This window comes from Emticicia sp. W12TSBA100-4, assembly GCF_040253585.1.
Lineage (GTDB): Bacteria > Bacteroidota > Bacteroidia > Cytophagales > Spirosomataceae > Emticicia.
Genome location: NZ_JBELAU010000005.1, coordinates 345,683 through 362,498, shown reverse-complemented (window position 1 = coordinate 362,498; position 16,816 = coordinate 345,683). Strand labels below are relative to the sequence as shown.

15 protein-coding genes and 1 tRNA gene are annotated in these 16,816 nt (G+C 36.0%); 4 read left to right on the top strand and 12 right to left on the bottom strand.

The features are described from left to right. Nucleotides 1–17 precede the first annotated feature (17 nt). Nucleotides 18–1,346 carry a phage integrase SAM-like domain-containing protein gene (locus ABR854_RS09020; protein WP_350265075.1) on the bottom strand — a complete coding sequence of 443 codons (1,329 nt, stop codon included), beginning with the start codon at nucleotides 1,344–1,346 and terminating at the stop codon, nucleotides 18–20. A 184-nt stretch (nucleotides 1,347–1,530) separates the two neighbouring features. Beyond that, nucleotides 1,531–1,604, bottom strand: a tRNA-Arg gene (locus ABR854_RS09015). A 170-nt stretch (nucleotides 1,605–1,774) separates the two neighbouring features. On the opposite strand from ABR854_RS09015, the gene ABR854_RS09010 reads away from it, so the two are divergent. Beyond that, nucleotides 1,775–3,184 carry an MBOAT family O-acyltransferase gene (locus ABR854_RS09010; protein ID WP_350265074.1) on the top strand — a complete coding sequence of 470 codons (1,410 nt, stop codon included), beginning with the start codon at nucleotides 1,775–1,777 and terminating at the stop codon, nucleotides 3,182–3,184. A gap of 39 nt (nucleotides 3,185–3,223) precedes the next feature. Then, nucleotides 3,224–4,219, top strand: a complete 996-nt coding sequence (locus ABR854_RS09005) for a hypothetical protein (RefSeq protein ID WP_350265073.1) — start codon at nucleotides 3,224–3,226, stop codon at nucleotides 4,217–4,219. 60 nt (nucleotides 4,220–4,279) lie between these two features. On the opposite strand, the gene pseC is transcribed toward ABR854_RS09005, so the two are convergent. The 10 genes from pseC to ABR854_RS08955 all read right to left on the bottom strand — a co-directional run bounded on the left by pseC (nucleotide 4,280) and on the right by ABR854_RS08955 (nucleotide 12,702). Further along, entirely contained in the window at nucleotides 4,280–5,428 is a 1,149-nt protein-coding gene (gene pseC / locus ABR854_RS09000; RefSeq protein ID WP_350265072.1) for a UDP-4-amino-4,6-dideoxy-N-acetyl-beta-L-altrosamine transaminase, read from the bottom strand. 161 nt (nucleotides 5,429–5,589) lie between these two features. After that, nucleotides 5,590–7,005, bottom strand: a complete 1,416-nt coding sequence (locus ABR854_RS08995; protein ID WP_350265071.1) for an MBL fold metallo-hydrolase — start codon at nucleotides 7,003–7,005, stop codon at nucleotides 5,590–5,592. A 318-nt stretch (nucleotides 7,006–7,323) separates the two neighbouring features. Further along, on the bottom strand, nucleotides 7,324–7,611 hold the full coding sequence (locus ABR854_RS08990; protein WP_350265070.1) for a DUF983 domain-containing protein: 288 nt from the start codon (nucleotides 7,609–7,611) through the stop codon (nucleotides 7,324–7,326). A gap of 260 nt (nucleotides 7,612–7,871) precedes the next feature. After that, nucleotides 7,872–8,087, bottom strand: coding sequence for a hypothetical protein (locus tag ABR854_RS08985; protein ID WP_350265069.1), 216 nt, complete (start codon nucleotides 8,085–8,087; stop codon nucleotides 7,872–7,874). Nucleotides 8,088–8,091: 4 nt separating this feature from the next. After that, nucleotides 8,092–8,970 carry a helix-turn-helix domain-containing protein gene (locus ABR854_RS08980; RefSeq protein WP_350265068.1) on the bottom strand — a complete coding sequence of 293 codons (879 nt, stop codon included), beginning with the start codon at nucleotides 8,968–8,970 and terminating at the stop codon, nucleotides 8,092–8,094. A gap of 108 nt (nucleotides 8,971–9,078) precedes the next feature. Then, nucleotides 9,079–9,573 (bottom strand): DUF6691 family protein, encoded by a 495-nt coding sequence (locus ABR854_RS08975; RefSeq protein WP_350265067.1) that lies wholly within the window; start codon nucleotides 9,571–9,573, stop codon nucleotides 9,079–9,081. Between the two features lie 2 nt (nucleotides 9,574–9,575). Continuing rightward, complete coding sequence (locus tag ABR854_RS08970) at nucleotides 9,576–10,142, bottom strand: YeeE/YedE family protein (RefSeq protein WP_350265066.1); 567 nt, start codon at nucleotides 10,140–10,142, stop codon at nucleotides 9,576–9,578. Between the two features lie 135 nt (nucleotides 10,143–10,277). Then, complete coding sequence (locus ABR854_RS08965) at nucleotides 10,278–11,690, bottom strand: MBL fold metallo-hydrolase (protein ID WP_350265065.1); 1,413 nt, start codon at nucleotides 11,688–11,690, stop codon at nucleotides 10,278–10,280. 178 nt (nucleotides 11,691–11,868) lie between these two features. Next, nucleotides 11,869–12,183, bottom strand: a complete 315-nt coding sequence (locus ABR854_RS08960; protein WP_350265064.1) for an ArsR/SmtB family transcription factor — start codon at nucleotides 12,181–12,183, stop codon at nucleotides 11,869–11,871. 117 nt (nucleotides 12,184–12,300) lie between these two features. Beyond that, nucleotides 12,301–12,702, bottom strand: a complete 402-nt coding sequence (locus tag ABR854_RS08955) for a globin domain-containing protein (protein ID WP_350265063.1) — start codon at nucleotides 12,700–12,702, stop codon at nucleotides 12,301–12,303. A 239-nt stretch (nucleotides 12,703–12,941) separates the two neighbouring features. Here ABR854_RS08955 and ABR854_RS08950 point away from each other — a divergent pair, with 239 nt between their 5' ends. Both ABR854_RS08950 and ABR854_RS08945 read left to right on the top strand, forming a co-directional pair. Next, the gene (locus ABR854_RS08950; RefSeq protein WP_350265062.1) at nucleotides 12,942–13,715 is read left to right on the top strand and encodes a LytR/AlgR family response regulator transcription factor; all 774 of its coding nucleotides are present in this window, start codon (nucleotides 12,942–12,944) and stop codon (nucleotides 13,713–13,715) included. Continuing rightward, complete coding sequence (locus tag ABR854_RS08945; protein WP_350265061.1) at nucleotides 13,712–16,789, top strand: ligand-binding sensor domain-containing protein; 3,078 nt, start codon at nucleotides 13,712–13,714, stop codon at nucleotides 16,787–16,789. Before ABR854_RS08950 ends, ABR854_RS08945 begins: the two co-directional genes overlap by 4 nt. The last annotated feature ends 27 nt before the right edge of the window (nucleotides 16,790–16,816 follow it).

Below are 16,816 nucleotides of genomic sequence, written 5' to 3'. Positions count from 1 at the left end.
GCAATGATGCCCCTTTTTTATGCCGCTTTCAATTTTTCAATGAAATGTTTATATTCTTGATGCACAATATTAGTTTGTGTATCGGAGGCTTTAAACATTTCGTGGATAATTTTGCCACCTTGAACAGTACTGTAATTGTTTAGCTGCCTTTCGTGCTTGTGACCCATCATAAATTTTATGAGTTTACGATCAAGCATGAATTCGTTTTCGAGCATTGAAGCGAAGGTTTCACGAAAAACTGAGGATGAAAGTGAAAAACCAACTGTTTTTTCGTGTATTTTGGCAAAGTCTCCTAAGTGTTTCAAGCCCTTGTTTAGGTCTGAAATGTGGTATTTTGGGAGCTTGCTGATGCCTCCATACTTTTCGATGATTTTTGCAGCCTGCGGAAAAAGTGGTGGTAGGGCATAGATATCGGATTTGTCTCGTTGTACTTTCCAACATAGCCCATCAAGCGAGTCTTCGGTTAAAGCCATATAATCTACATAACTGAAACCAGTGTACATTAGGAAAATTGCAACATCTTTGATACGCTCGACTGAGGGAGCATCGCAGTTCTCAATTATAAGCCTTTCTTTTCTTCGTAAATAATTTGGTGGCTTTGGGGTGCTATACTCCAGCTGCAGTTTTGCGACTGGCATTGTGGGTAGATACTCACGGTTGACGGCAAAGTCAAGCACGGTTTTCATACATGTTGCGTGTTTGTTTCGGTGGTCTTGACCATAGAGCTGATTATTTTGTTCGTCAGTTTGGAGGTCCATCCAGTCGATCAGCTCTTCGATGTGTTTGTATTTTACTTCGGTGACGAGCAGTTTTGAGTACCTTTTTGCTTTGAAAAAGGTTTCGATGTTTTTTCTGCGGATTTGATAGTTTTTGAATGTGCCTTTGTCCCACCTGCGTTTTTTGTTGTAGGTAACAAGCATTTCGTCGAGCACTTCGAGGAATCTTGGTATAATCTTGCGTTTGACACCTCGGTTTTCGTGGTCGTACATTTCTCTGAGCTGATAATAAGAGGGGTTGTCGTTGCTGAGAATTTGCAGGGATGCAAAGATTTCTTTGTACGCCTGACGGATTTGCATCAACTTTTTGTTGATGTGTTCGGCCTCGAAATAGGTGTTGATGACGAATTGAGGCTGACCGTCGTCGCTGATGGGAGGTGCTTCGAGCTGGTTTGGTTTGTAGGCCCACCAAAATTTGTGAGGGATTTTGATACTTGTTGAGATTGAGGTATCTCGTTTTTGTCCTTCGATTTCGAGCTGATACTTGATTGTGAGGGCTTTGTCTGGATTTTGATTTGACTCGGCGTTGAGCAGAAAGAAATGCACATTTAGCATTTTTTTGTGTTTCATTTTTGTTGTATGTGTTTGGTGAGCCAAGTCCATTACAACATGTGAGCAAGAAGCCAAAAATGTGAGCAACTTTCGGATTTATTTATTAATCGGTACTATTGTGAAAAAATTGCTCAAAAACATAAAAAGCAGGCCGTTGAGCCTGCTTTTCCTACTAAATGACTTAGAATAAGATTTTTATTTGTGATTCCAATAGGATTCGAACCTATGACCCACAGATTAGAAATCTGTTGCTCTATCCAGCTGAGCTATGGAACCGTAATCATGGTGCAAAGATAGTGTTTTAGATTTTAAAAGTCAAATATCATCTGGAAAAAACATCAAGAAAAAATGAAAAATGCTGATTAGAAGCTAAAATGCTTTGAAACTTTAATATTTAAGCTGAACTTTGGATATAAAATCAGCAATCAGATACTTATCAGCATTCAATGTTATTCAATTCGCTACAATTTATTTTTTTCTTCATAGTTGTTACTTTGGCTTATTTTAGTCTGCCACATCGTGGACGAATCTGGCTTTTACTTTTAGCGAGTTGTTATTTTTATGCGGTTTTTCAACCAATTTACATTCTTATTCTATTTGTCACGATTGTAGTTGATTATTATGCAGGAATTTGGATTGAAAATGCCGAAGGTAGCCGAAGAAAATGGCTTTTGGTGCTAAGTTTAATCTCAAATATCGGTTTTTTGGCTTATTTTAAATATTATAATTTCTTCATCGAAAATATCAACAATGTTTTCTTTCATTTAGGGTCATCAACCCAACTTGAATTATTGAAGATATTATTGCCAATTGGGCTGTCATTTCATACATTTCAAGCCATGAGTTATACGATTGAGGTCTATCGTGGCAATGAAAAAGCTGAAAAAGATTTTGCGATCTATGCCCTTTATGTCATGTTTTACCCGCAATTAGTTGCAGGCCCAATCGAACGGCCGCAAAATGTACTTTGGCAGTTTCATAAGAAATTTGAGTATGATTTTGAAAACTTGAAGGCTGGTTTGATGCGAATGGCTTGGGGAATGTTCAAAAAAGTAGTCATTGCTGACCGCCTTGCGATGGTCGTTGATTATTCATACGATAACCCCTATGACCACAATGGACTTACGCTTTTGGTGGCCACAATTTTCTTTACATTTCAGATTTATTGCGATTTTTCAGGATATTCAGATATTGCCATTGGTGCGGCTCGTGTGATGGGCTTTAGGCTAATGGAAAACTTTGAAGCCCCGTATTTTGCCAAATCAATCAATGAATTTTGGCGTCGTTGGCATATTTCGCTGTCGGGTTGGTTCAGAGATTATTTGTATATTCCGCTCGGTGGAAATCGGGTAGGAGAGTTTCGCAAATACTTTAATCTTTTCTTTGTATTTATGATGAGTGGTTTGTGGCATGGTGCTGCTTGGACATACATTGTTTGGGGAGCATTACACGGAATTTATTTAGTTTTGGCACAAATTCGCAAGAAATATACTCCTTTCAACGCTGAAAAATATTTCTCAAAAAACATTATCAGTACCTTCAATTTAGCTTTTACTTTTTTATTAGTGATGCTGACTTGGGTATTTTTCCGTGCAAAAGGTATGAGTAATGCAAAGATAATTTTATCAAAGATTCTACATATCAATACTTACAGCTCAGTTGCAACGCCGTTTGGTGTCAACGAAATGGCATTTTGTTGGTTTTTGATTGCGGTTTTGCTCTTAAAAGATAAATTTATGATGCAAATACGCACTCAAAACACTCCTCAGTTTTACTTGAAATTTACAGTTTTATTAGTGCTTTGCTACTTTTTGGGTGTATTTACCTCAAATCAGTTTATTTATTTTCAGTTTTAATCTGTGGCAAGAATCGCAGTTTTCAATTCGATTTTTATAATGAAAAAGATATTTCGTTTAGGAGCATTAATAGTATTTTCGCTACTTTGGTACTTAGGGTTTTCGGGTTCTGTGGCTAAGTGGCTGCATGAAAACGGAATTACTCAAGATGATTACCGCTATGGTGATTTATACCGTATGTCGAATTTGGCACAGTTTAAAGCACCGTTGGAGCAATGCTCTGTTCCACAAAAAACGCAATCTGGAAATACTTCGCTGATAATTATGGGTGATAGTTTTACAGAAAAAGAACGCATCGAAAAGAATCATTTTAAAGGCTTAGACAACTACAATAGATATTTTATTACTGATACAGTTAATGTAAAATTGGATACTTCAAAACGAAATATTTTAATTATTGAAACTGTTGAACGCCATTTCCGAGAACGATTTGCAAAACCTTTTACTAATCTACAAGTATCTGTAAATCAACCTATTTTGAAAAAAAACAAAGAAGAAACTCTGAAAGAAAAGGTTTTAAATTATGAGGTGCCATATAATACCGAACGCCACGAATCAATACTTTTTTCATCAGATTTTTTCTTGACCTTTAAAGAATGGAAGGCTTGGCTAAACTGGAAATTATTTAACCGACTTGATGAAAAAGTGATGCTTTCAAAAGATGAAAAATACCTTTTATATAAAGTAGATGCCCAGCCTTCGGGGATCAATTCGTGTTTTGATGAAATTTCTGAGGAAGAAATAAAGTTGATGGTTCAGAACGTGAATGAAACTTATCAATTCTACAAAAAAACAGGTTTTGATGAAGTTTATCTATCTATTATTCCAAATAAAACTTCGATTCTCGGGACGGATTTAGGAGAATATAATCACTTAATTGAAAGAATACATCAACATTCAGATTTAAAAACTCCTTTTCTTGATATTTATACACCTTATCATAAATCAAAGAAAGTTCTTTACGAAAAAGGTGATTCGCATTGGAATTGTGAAGGAAAACAAATGTGGTTGGATTTGGTCAATGCCAAATTGTAGTTTTGTTTTGTAGAAATTTGGTAGAGACGTTGCATGCAACGTCTCCGTATAAAAGAAAAATTATTTCACAAAATCCAATATTTCCGAAATAACAAACGCTTGTTCTTCAGTAGTCAATGTTGGGTATATTGGAATACTCAAACAATGCTCATAATACTTCTCAGCATTCGGAAAATCTCCCGTTTTACTTCCCAAACCTTTATAATAAGGCATCAAATGAACAGGAATATAATGCACCTGAGCAAAAATTTGTTTTGTGCGTAAGTAATCGTACAAACCTTTGCGGTCTTCAATCTGAATCACATAAAGGTGATACGCATGACTCACATTATTAGGCGGAATAATAGTTTTTACACTCGTTCCAGCAAAGGCTTCATCGTATCTTTTGGCAATTGCTTGGCGTTTTTCAAGACCTTCTTCAGCTCTCTTTAGCTGCGAAATTCCCAAATTACACAGAACATCAGGCATACGATAATTATAACCCAACTCTTGCAATTCCATGTACCAACCACCGTGATTTTCAATCAAAGCAGAGTCGCCTTGATAAACCATTCCGTGTGAACGATATTGCTTAAGCTTTTTATATAGTTCTTCGTCATTGGTTGTCACCATTCCGCCTTCTCCAGTTGCAATGTGCTTCACAGGATGAAATGAAAAAATGGCTAAATCGGCCAAAGAACTATCTCCACATCGATGATTTTTGCCCGAATTATCAATAAAACTTCCGCCTGGAGCATGACAAGCGTCTTCTAAAATCCATAGATCATATTCATTGGCCAGTTTTCTAAATGCCTCTAAATCAACGGGATAGCCAGCAAAGTCAACAGGAATGATTCCTTCAAAAGTGCCTTTCGGATGTTGTTCGAGTATGTTTCTTACCTTGTCAATATCCAATAAAACTGTATCGGGATTAATATCAGCAAAGACAACTTCACCGCCACAATAACGCACACAGTTAGCAGAGGCTGAGAAAGTTATAGGTGTAGTTATAACTTTCGATGAAGCATTTACACCCAAAGCCATGCAGGAAATATGTAGGGCTGCTGTGCCATTTGCTACCGCAACGGCATATTTACAGCCGATATATTGGGCAAAAGCTGCCTCAAACTCAGCAACTTTTGGGCCTGATGTCAAAAATGGAGATTTGAGCGTTTCTATAACAGCGGCAATATCTTCATCGGTGATGTGTTGTTTTCCGTATGGAATCATTAATAAAGTGTTTTTTGCTGTAAAGTTACGAATTAAGTAGTCAATGGACAAAAAACGATTTGGCTTAGTTTTCGAGTGGGAAGTAAAATGCCTAAATAAGAATCGCCCGCTATATTTATCTTCATGAAAATATGGCGAGCGATTTCTAAGCTACTTGTCAACTACAAAAGTGTGCTTGGACAAACGTAAGCTGTTTTAGGAACATCGGTTTTTGAGATAGCAGCAAAGCCTCCACGAACGTCAACAAAATTATCCCAGCCTCTTTGCTTTAGAATTGAAGCGGCAATCATGCTTCGGTAGCCACCCGCACAGTGCAAAATAAATGGCTTCTCTTTTGGTATTTCGGCCAAATGTTCATTAATCGCATTGAGCGGAATATTGATGGCATCAATGATATGTTCGGAATCATATTCGCTTTTCTTTCTTACATCAATTACGAGTGGTTGTTCGTTTTTGTATCTTTCAACAAATTCATCTACCGAAATTCTATCAACAGTTTCAATATCTTTTCCTGCTGTTTCCCACGTTTCAAAGCCTCCTTTCAAGAAACCAATGGCGTGGTCGTAGCCCACACGAGCCAATCGAGTGATGGTTTCTTCTTCTTTTCCTTCGTCAGTCACAAGCAAAATTTCTTGCTTAATATCAGGAATTAATTCACCCACCCACATCGCAAAGTTGCTATCAAGACCGATATTAATGCTATTCGGAATAAATCCTGCCGCAAAATCATCGGTTTGGCGGCTATCCAAAATTAGTGCATCGGTTTCGTTGGCAACTACTTCAAACTCACTTGCTGAAAGTGCTTTTTCGCCTCTATCCAAAACCGTATCAATACTTTCATATCCTTTGATATTCATCAAAACATTTTTCGGAAAATAGGCTGGCGGATTGGTTAGGCCTGTCAAAACTTCTTTAATAAATTCCTCTTTGGTCATATTGGCACGTAAAGCATAGTTAAATCTTTTCTGATTGCCGAGTTTGTCAGTAGTTTCTTTGCTCATATTCTTACCACAAGCACTGCCCGCACCGTGATTTGGATAAACAATCAAATCATCAGACAAAGGCATAATTTTATTACGAAGAGAGTCGAAAAGATGGGCAGCCAGTTTTTCTTGTGTCAAATCGGCAATGACGTGCTGAGCCAAGTCTGGACGACCAACATCACCGATGAAAAGTGTGTCGCCAGTAATTAAGCCATGTTCTTTGCCATTTTCATCAATGAGCATATAAGTTGTACTTTCCATCGTATGTCCAGGTGTATGAATGGCTTTTACTTTACAAGCACCTACTTCAAAAATCTGATTATCTTCGGCAATTATAGCCTCGAAAGCTGGTTTGGCTGTTGGGCCATAAACAATCTTTGCTCCAGTTTTTTGTGCTAAATCAAGGTGACCGCTCACAAAATCGGCATGGAAGTGGGTTTCAAAAACAAATTTTATTTTTGCTCCATCTTTTTCGGCCTTATTGATGTAGGGTAGTACTTCACGAAGTGGGTCGAAAATAGCAGCTTCTCCGTTACTTTCAAGATAATAGGCCGCGTGTGCCAAACAACCCGTATAAATTTGTTCGATTTTCATTGTTTTAATATTTTTTGGATGATTGTTTTGAATGTTTAAATGATAATATTTTCATATAGATGGAGAAAATAAATTCATTTACGGGCAACGGTTAGAGCAAAGATTGTTCATCGTGATTCGAGTGTTTTGTTGAATTAATGAGTCAAAGTTTGCAGAATGTTACCACCAAAAAAATGATGAAAATCATGTTCGATGATTTATACTATAAATGCAGTAAAAAGTGAGAAAGAAAGAATAAAGTAGTTGTTAATGTTTTGAATATCAGTGTTTTATAAATAAGTAAGGAGCGTATTTTGTTTACACTCCTTTACAATAACATTATTTTGCCCCACGTTTTTCGGGGTCATAACTATTAAAAAAGTTAAGCCAAATTGTGCGTGAAAGTCGATAATAAACGGGCATTAAAATAGCAGTCAGCGAAACGTAAATTATCATAAGCGTAGTGCCGCTGATGTATTGGTCAAGTAAAATAAAATAAGCTACTACTGAAGTAACGAAAAGTGCAATGTTGAGCATATAACTCACATACATTGCTCCGTAGAAAAAGCCCATTTCCTTTTCATAACGAAGCCCACAGTGCGAGCAAGTTTCTTTAACTGCGGTCATTTTTTTATAAGGATTTTGGGTTTCAAAAACGTCACCCTCGTGGCATCTTGGACATTTCATCGCAAAAATGCTATATAATTTCGAACCTTTGCCAAACATATATTTAATGTGATTATTTACTATTAGAATTAAACTTCGGTGCAAATTTCGGTAGAATTATTTACTTTTTTGTAGGCTTTTCCATTTATTATGTAGTACTTTTTAGCTATTTTGGTATTTGTTTATCCGTAAAAAGTCCTAAATCTGATATTGGAAATGTACTATTTGCGAAATTTAACAAATAATGCTCTAAATAGAAGCACAAATGGAAATCCATGTTGAACTAAATCGAGCCAATCAATGGGTTTCATGCCTACTGCACCACCCATGAGCCAACGAAGTTTGCCAACTATATGAGGTTCAGGAACGAATGGGGCTAAACCGAGAGTAAGGCTTACAACGAGCCATAATTTCCAATTATCGAGGGTTGGTTTCATATTTTTAGCGATTAATTAAGCGAAATTGTTCGGGCGTTGAACCCACTTCTTTTTTGAAGACTCTGATAAAATAAGAACAATCGTCATAGCCCAAATGATAAGCCATTTCACAAACCGAAATCGAAGAGTGCAACAAAAGACGTTTTGCTTCGAGTACTATTCTATCTCTAATAAGTTCACCCGCCGTTCGTCCAACGGTTTTTGTACAAATGGCATTTAGGTAATTTGCCGTAATATTGAGTTTATCAGCAAAATCTTTTACTGATTTGTATTCCTTAAAATGCTTTTCGATGAGCATCTCAAAATTTCTAATTTTTGATACATTAAGCTCGGTAGAATCGCCTTTATAAAATGGCTCGTAAACTCTAATCGAATGTATCAAAATCATTTTGAGTAATGATTTTATAAGCGTGTCTCGGTGCGGTTGATTAGCCTTAAATTCGTAAATAATTTCTTCAAAAAGATTTTCAATGCGTTGGCTATATTCTTCCGAAAATACAATCATCGGAGCATCATTAGTGCTATTATTGAAAAATGGTAATGCTTGTAGCGAAAGCCCTTTTTCGATGACTTCATAAAATTCTTTTTTGAAAAAAAGTGTATAGCCGATGGTATCAGGGCTTAAATTCCATTCATGTACTTGCCCATCGTTCATGAAAAATAGTTGATTCGGCTCAACGATAAACCGCTTAAAATCAATGTCATGAGTGCCGCTTCCTTGTTTGATATAAATCAGATTATAGAAGTCATGCCTGTGCGGAAAGTCAGCCGAAGAAAGTGTTTTTAAATGGTCTTCTAATCGACGAATATCAAGTTTCATCAAGATATTTTTATCGCACGCATTTAGCTGTTCGATGGTGATGATTGGAATCGACTTTTGCATGATTTCTCTGTAATTTTCGTTCAAAACTGTTGAATGTGCTGAGTAAAGGCAATAAAAAAAGAGGTTAGACTAATCATTTCTCTAACCTCAATCTTTTAATGCTATTGCTCAATGAGGCAGTTTGTTTTTGAATGCACCATAAAGCCATGTACCAGCTACGGCACTGGCGAAAGTTACAGTAATGGCTAAAAATCCACTACCGATTTGAGCAAATAATGGCCCAGGGCAAGCTCCCGTAATTGCCCAGCCAAGTCCAAAAATCAGTCCACCGTAGATTTGTCCTTTATTGAATGTTTTGTCAGGAATCGAAACCGTTTCTCCAGCTAAAGTCTTGATATTGAATCGTTTAATCAGTTGAACTGAAATCAGACCAACCACAACGGCTGTGCCGATTACGCCATACATGTGAAATGACTGCAGACGAAACATTTCTTGTATTCTGAACCAAGAAATAATTTCGGCTTTAACGAATACAATTCCGAACACAGTTCCAACAATCAAGTATTTGATATTGCTCGCAAGACTTTCTTTTTTTACTTGATTATTCGGTGCTTCACACACAAATTCTTCGATTACGGTATTATCTATATTTGCTTTTGTCATGATTAGAATAATTTAAAGATGTAAGGCATAATTAAGTGCGTCATGGCGAAACCTCCAACCATAAAGCTGATAGTTGCAATTAATGAAGGTAATTGCAAATTCGATAAGCCCATGATTGCGTGGCCAGACGTACAACCGCCAGCGTAACGAGTTCCGAAACCGACCATCAAACCGCCCACAACGAAGAAAATCAAGCCTTTTAGCGTGAAAATATTTTCTACGCCAAAAATATCATTGGGCATCATGGCCGAAAAATCAGTCACGCCCAATGCTTTTAAATCCTTTACGGTATTTTCATTAACAATAAATTCATTCGGATTTGATAAGAATTGATTGGCGATGATTCCACCTAAAAGTACACCTACTACAAAAAACAAATTCCAGATTTCTTTTTTCCAATCGTATTTGAAAAAAGGAATATCAGCAGGAAAACAAGCGGCACAAATATGGCGAAGCGATGAAGAGATTCCGAAAGTTTTATTGCCAATGAGCAGTAAAATCGGAACTGTTAGGCCAATCATCACACCTGCTACTGCCCAATGCCACGGTTGTTTGATGAGTTCTATCATATTTTTTTGAATTTTAACTTTATACTTTTGATGTTGATGAGACTATATTTTATCATTAGGGCATTATAGAAAGGTAAGGTATAAAATTGACCTTACCTTTTTTGTTTATTCAACCCTAAGCATTACTTATAATTATTAAACTTTCAGCTTTGATTGACAAATAAAGTTTGAGCGAGGCACATCTGTCTTTGCTATCGCAGCAAAACCTCCTGCTATATCTACGATATTATCATACCCTCGGGATTTCAAGATTGATGCTGCAATCATTGAGCGATACCCACCCGCACAATGAATATAATTTGTTTCATCTTTCGAGAAAGCTGCCATATTATTGCTTAAATATGCCAACGAAACGCATTCGGCTTCTTCTACGTGTTCGGCACGGTATTCGGTTTCTTTTCTTACGTCTTTTACCAAAAGTTTTCCTTCATTTTCGACGTATTTATTAGCAAAATCTTCAGCAGAAATTGATTCGATTGTATCAACTTCTTGTCCTGCTGCTTTCCATGCTTCAAAACCACCAGCTAAATATCCTACAATATTATCGTAGCCAACTCTTGAAAGGCGAGTAATTACTTCATCTATACTTTCTTGGTCAGCAATAAATAAAATCGGTTGTTCAATATCGGTGATAAGCGTACCAACCCACGGAGCGAAGTCACCTTTGATGCCAATATTGATAGAATTTGGTATAAATCCATCTTTGAAAGTTTGAGCCGCACGAGTATCAAGCATTACAGCACCGAGTTCGTTGGCTGCCACTTCAAATGCTTCGGGCGAAAGTGCTTGAATGCTTGTTTTTACATCGTCAAGTGTTTTTGCCCCCGTTTTATTTATCATTACGTTTTTCGGGAAATAGTAGGGTGGCGGCGTAAGTCCATCCGTTACTGCCGCAATAAACTGTTCTTTGCTTTGTGGTTGAAGTGCATAGTTTACTTTTTTCTGGTTTCCGAGCGTGTCATAAGTTTCTTTGCTCATGTTTTTGCCACAAGCCGAACCCGCACCATGGGCAGGATAGACAATCAGATTATCGGGCAAGGCCATGATTTTTGTGTGTAAAGAAGTATATAGATAACTCGCTAAGTCTTCGATAGTAAGATTTGATTTTTGTGCCAAATCTGGGCGACCAACATCACCTATAAATAAAGTATCGCCAGTGAAAATGCAATTTTCAACACCATTTTCGTCGATTAGCAAATAACACGACGACTCCATTGTGTGGCCTGGTGTGTGAAGTACCTTTATTTTGATTTTTCCAACCTCAAAAATTTGTTCGTCTTCGGCAATAATACACTCAAATGATGGTGTGGCGTTTGGGCCATAAACGATGGATGCACCAGTTTTTTGAGCCAATTCAACGTGACCTGAAACAAAGTCAGCATGGAAATGCGTCTCGAAAATATACTTGATTCGGGCATTATTTTTTTCTGCTTTGTTTACATAAGAGTGAACTTCACGAAGTGGATCGATGATGGCTACTTCGCCGTCTGACTCGATATAATAAGCTCCTTGAGCGAGGCATCCTGTATAAATTTGTTCTACTACCATGGTTCTAATATACTTTACTAATATTGGTTCAAAGTGCGTTTAAATGTTTGGTGTACTTGCTGGAAATGTACTGTATTGTTGATTTACAACTAAATTTATGATATAAAAGTGCCTGTTTCTGCAATAAATTGCTTTTTATGGTTATATGATAATGTTTTCATATAGTTACTAAAAAAAATTACATATTGCAACTACAATTTTCGATACAAGTCAAGAGATTGGTAACCTCTCTTTCTTTCAGCGAATAATATACGTTTAGCCCATCTTTATGTGATTGGAGAATACCACGCAATTTCATGTTTATCAGGTGGTGCGAAATCAGCGATTGTTCACATTTGAGTGTTTCACAGATTTCGTTGACCATGAGATTTTCTTGTGCATCCAATAATTGAATAATAGCCAAACGGGTAGGATGAGCCACCGCTTTCAAAATATAAGCTGCTTTTTCAAACTTCTCTTTGTTGATTATTATGTCGTTTGCTTCTGCTATCATTTCTTGTTTTTGATTTCAATACAAATATATGATACTATTTTCATATAGTGCAAGTAGTTTTTGGGAAATCGGTAAATTGTTCGGTTTGTTTACTAAATAGTATCATTGAATTGTACATCAGGCATCAAGCATTTGTTTGGTAAGGGTTGTATAGCAAGCGAGCCAAGCTTCTTCGAGGCTGGGATTCCAATCTTTTCCAAGAGCGTTTTGCAAGGTCCAAATTAAAGCATTTCCCACTAAGGCATAGTGCTTGGGTTCAACACCATAGCCAACATGCCGTATGGCCATTGCTTTTATTTCATCCGTAAACTCGCTGAGGCGTTCGAGGTTGACGATAATTGAGTGAAGCATATCAATTAGTTTTTTTGCTTGTTCTTCTTTAGATGATTTAAACATTTTTTTTAGTTGAGGCGAATCTAAAAAAAGTTTGGTGTAGAATACATCACCGAGTAGGATAGGGCTTATTCCATCTAATTTTCTCCAACTTTGCCTAACTAATATTATTTGTGCTTGTGTCATTTGGTGGTTTGTTGAGTTGTGCAACAAAGGTTGCCAACTTAATACTTTTTTACAAAAAAATAAGGTTGAGATGTAAAAAAAACGATTTGAATAGTAAAAATTATAGAACCATTCGTTTTTGTTTTCCTACCATTCATTTTGAATAATCTGCTATTGAAATACGAATTTTTGCAATTGAGTGATTTTAAAAATAAATTTGATTAGTATTTTAAATCTACGACAGTAAACAAGAATTAGCCATGAATGCCATTATAATTGAAGACGAAAAGTTAGTTGCGAAGGAGTTAACCTTCAAAATAGCTGAAATTGATGCTGATATTAAAATTTTGGAGGTTTTACCAAGTGTAAAAACTACCCTTCGATGGCTGGGTGAAAATGCCGAACCTGATGTGATTTTTGCAGATATACAGCTGGCAGATGGAGTAAGTTTTGAGATTTTTGAAAAATTTACGCTTTCGTGTCCAATTATTTTTACTACTTCGTATAACGAATATGCAATCAAGGCTTTCAAGGTAAACGGGATTGATTATTTATTAAAACCTGTCGAACCCGAAGATTTAGAAAAAGCCATTCAGAAAGCAAAGAATATCAATAAAAGCCAGTCGAAATCCTCACTCGACATCAATCGCTTGGTTGAAATGTTGCAGTCGGGTGGCTCGGCAAAACCAGTGTATAAAGAACATTTTTTATGTAGCCATCGAAACGCTTGGGTGCCAATAAAAACTTCTGAGATTGCCTTTTTTAAGTATGACTCATTGGTGTTTATTCATACAAAAGCCAACGATAAGTATGTTGTAGATGGTGATACGATGGATGAAATAGAAGCCATGCTCGACCCCGACCGATTTTATAGAGTCAACCGTCAGTACATCGTAAATATTGATATAATTAGCCGTGTTTGGGGTTTAGAAAATTCTAAACTTATGCTAAAACTGAAAGAGCCTTATCAAAGTATTGAGATTGATATTAGTCGCCAAAAAGCCCCAATTTTTAAAAAATGGTTGGAAAAATGATAAAAGATTTCGGATTTCGGATTTCAGATTTTGGATTTAAAAATATTTACTTTCAACAAAGTCTAAAATTTAATTTTGGATTGGTAAAATGTACTTTTTTTATACTATTGGTTTTCAAAATATTCTCTACAAAAGGGCAGCAAAAACCTTTTTTCTTTTCGCATATTAAAGAAAAAGATGGATTGAGTTTTAACAATGTTAATTGCTTTCTAAAAGACAGTAAGGGTATCTTGTGGATAGGTACTTACAATGGGCTGAATCGCTATGATGGTAAGCACTTTTATACTTATTTCAACACCAAAGACAAAAACTCTCTGCCTCATAGTGCTGTTCACGAACTGTTTGAAGACGATAAAGGGAATATTTGGGGCGGCACAGATAAAGGCGTATTTTGTTTGAATACGGCCACTGGCAAATTCAAACGGTATCAAGTTCCGAAACAGCAAGAATATCCCGTAATATTTAATATTTGCTATGACAGTCAGAAAAGAATCTGGGCTACAAATGATTTTTATGTTGCAGTTTTAAATGAAAAGACCGATTCGTTTGAGCTACCTCCTGCCTTGAAGAATAGTTTTGAAGGCGGCATCAGGAAAAACGGTTTTGAAGAAAGTCCAGATGGAAAAGGGTTTTGGATAGCAACACGAAAAGGGCTGAAATACTACGACAAAAATGAAAAAAAAATTATTTCGGCAGTCAATTCGCCTAACTCTACACTTTTCAATAATCACAGTGTTTCTGCTCTCTGCAAAACCCCTTATGGACATTATTGGTATATGGATAATGAACTCAAAAAACTAATTTGTTTTGACCCAAATAACAAGAAAATTAAGTTTTTGATTGATTTAAGCACTCAAAATCCCAATCTGACCGGAGGCACGTTATTTGAAGATAAAGAGCACAATTTATGGCTTTCTACTTGGAGTTATGAATTGTATCTGATTGATTATTTGCATGGAAACAAAATCACTCGTTTCAAACATGATAATGGCGATATTACGACAATTGCAGGGGATTTCTTCTGGACAATTATGCAAGAAACTGACGGTACTTTGTGGTTTGGTAGTGTTGGTGGAATCTCAAAATCTAATATTTCTGGTTCTTTTTACAAGGTTTATAATTTGAATGTGAATACCGCCAATGAGCAAGCCAATTCGATAATTTATGTTACAGAGAATCCCAAAGATAGTACTTGGTGGTATGCTACTTCTGATAAAAAATTGGTAAAATTTAATAGTAAAACTACAAAATCAGAATCATGGGATTTGCAAAATTCTGTACCTAATAAATCAAAAAGCACACCAGAAGATGTAAATAGACTAATTTTTTTAGATAATCAGGTATTTCTTTTGGCTTCTAACGGTTTGTGGACGAAAAGAGGTTCGGGAAGTTTCAAACCAGTTGAATGGACACCCCCATTTGATAAACTGATAGTCAGCGATGCTGTCATTGAAAAAGGAATTTTTTATGGAATTGCACCAAAAAGTATCTTAAAATGGAACCTAAAAACACAGCAGTTAGACAGCATATTTTTTGAATCTGCTGAATTAAAAAAAACGGTTTCTCTTACAAAGCCTACATTTGTAAAAGATAAATTATGGGTGATTACTGACAATGGACTTTTATTTACTACTGATAAAAACAAACTCAAAAAGGTTCGGATGAAAAATAGTGATGAAGACGAATCAATTGATGCTTTTTATTCCAATTTTACAGCCGACCGAAAAGGCAATCTTTTGATAGCAAAAAAAGGAGATGGGCTTATTTATTATAACACCGTTAGTGATTCGAGTAAGCAAATCAAACAGCAAGATGGACTGATAAATGACCATGTGATGGCTGTAACTGAGGATAAAAACGAAAAAATATGGACTGCCTGCTACAATCAGTTTTCGATTTTCAATCCCAAATTAAATAGTTTTTACAATTTTACGTTGCCTTTAAGCGAAAATAATCATGCTTACATCAATCAATTAATGACTTTGAGCAATGGAAATATTATCGGAAACGTAAGAGACATTATTGTTGAGTTTTATCCGGATAAGTATAAATTCCGACCTCAAAAAGATAAACCTTTGGTAAGTATGATTGCCGTCAATGGCATAGAAACAAGCCTACATCATCAAAAAAATATTAACCTGCAACCCCACGAAAATAGCTTACAAATAAAATTTGGAATGCTAACTGATAACGCCGCTTCTCCGTATAACATCCAATATTTTTTAGAAGGAGCAGACGGAAAATGGACTGTTTCGAGTAGTTTTGAAGCAAATTACAACAGCCTTCGGTCGGGGAGTTATACGTTTAGATTGAAGGCAATAGCCAAAGATAAAAGTTGGGAAACCGAAGAAACATCGTTCAAAATATTTATTGCTACGCCTTTTTATAAGACTACTTGGTTTATTATTTTGTGTATTTTAGCTGTGGCTGGATTGATTTATGGCTATGTTCGGTCTCAGAATAATCAACGTAAAAAAATCCATCACCTTCAACTCCAATCTACACGTTTAGAAAAAGACAAAACCGAGATTCAGTACCAAAATCTCATTAATCATCTCAATCCTCATTTTTTGTTTAATAGTCTTACTTCGCTCAATAGTTTGATTATTACAGAACCCAAAACGGCATCGAAGTTTTTACAAAAATTATCTGCTATTTACAGATATATTCTTCAGAGCAAAGAAAAAGAAACTGTTCAACTTGAGCATGAATTAAATTTTGTAAAAAACTATATTGACCTCCAAAAATCAAGATTTGAGGATGGTTTACAGATTGAGATAAATATTGATGAAGATTATTTGACTTATGGAGTTGTACCTGTAACGCTCCAAAATCTCTTTGAAAATGCCATCAAGCACAATATAATAGAAGACGAAAATCCTTTGAAAATTGATGTGTTTATCGAAGAAGATTATTTGGTTGTTAAGAACAATCTCCAAAGGAAAGGTTTTGTTGAAACATCAAACAAACAAGGGCTTGACAGCCTAAAGAAACTCTATTCTTATCTGACTTTCAAGCCCTTTGAAACGATTGAAACGGAGACGGATTTTATTGTGAAAGTGCCATTGATTTGATACAAAAATGCGGAATGCTACATCTAA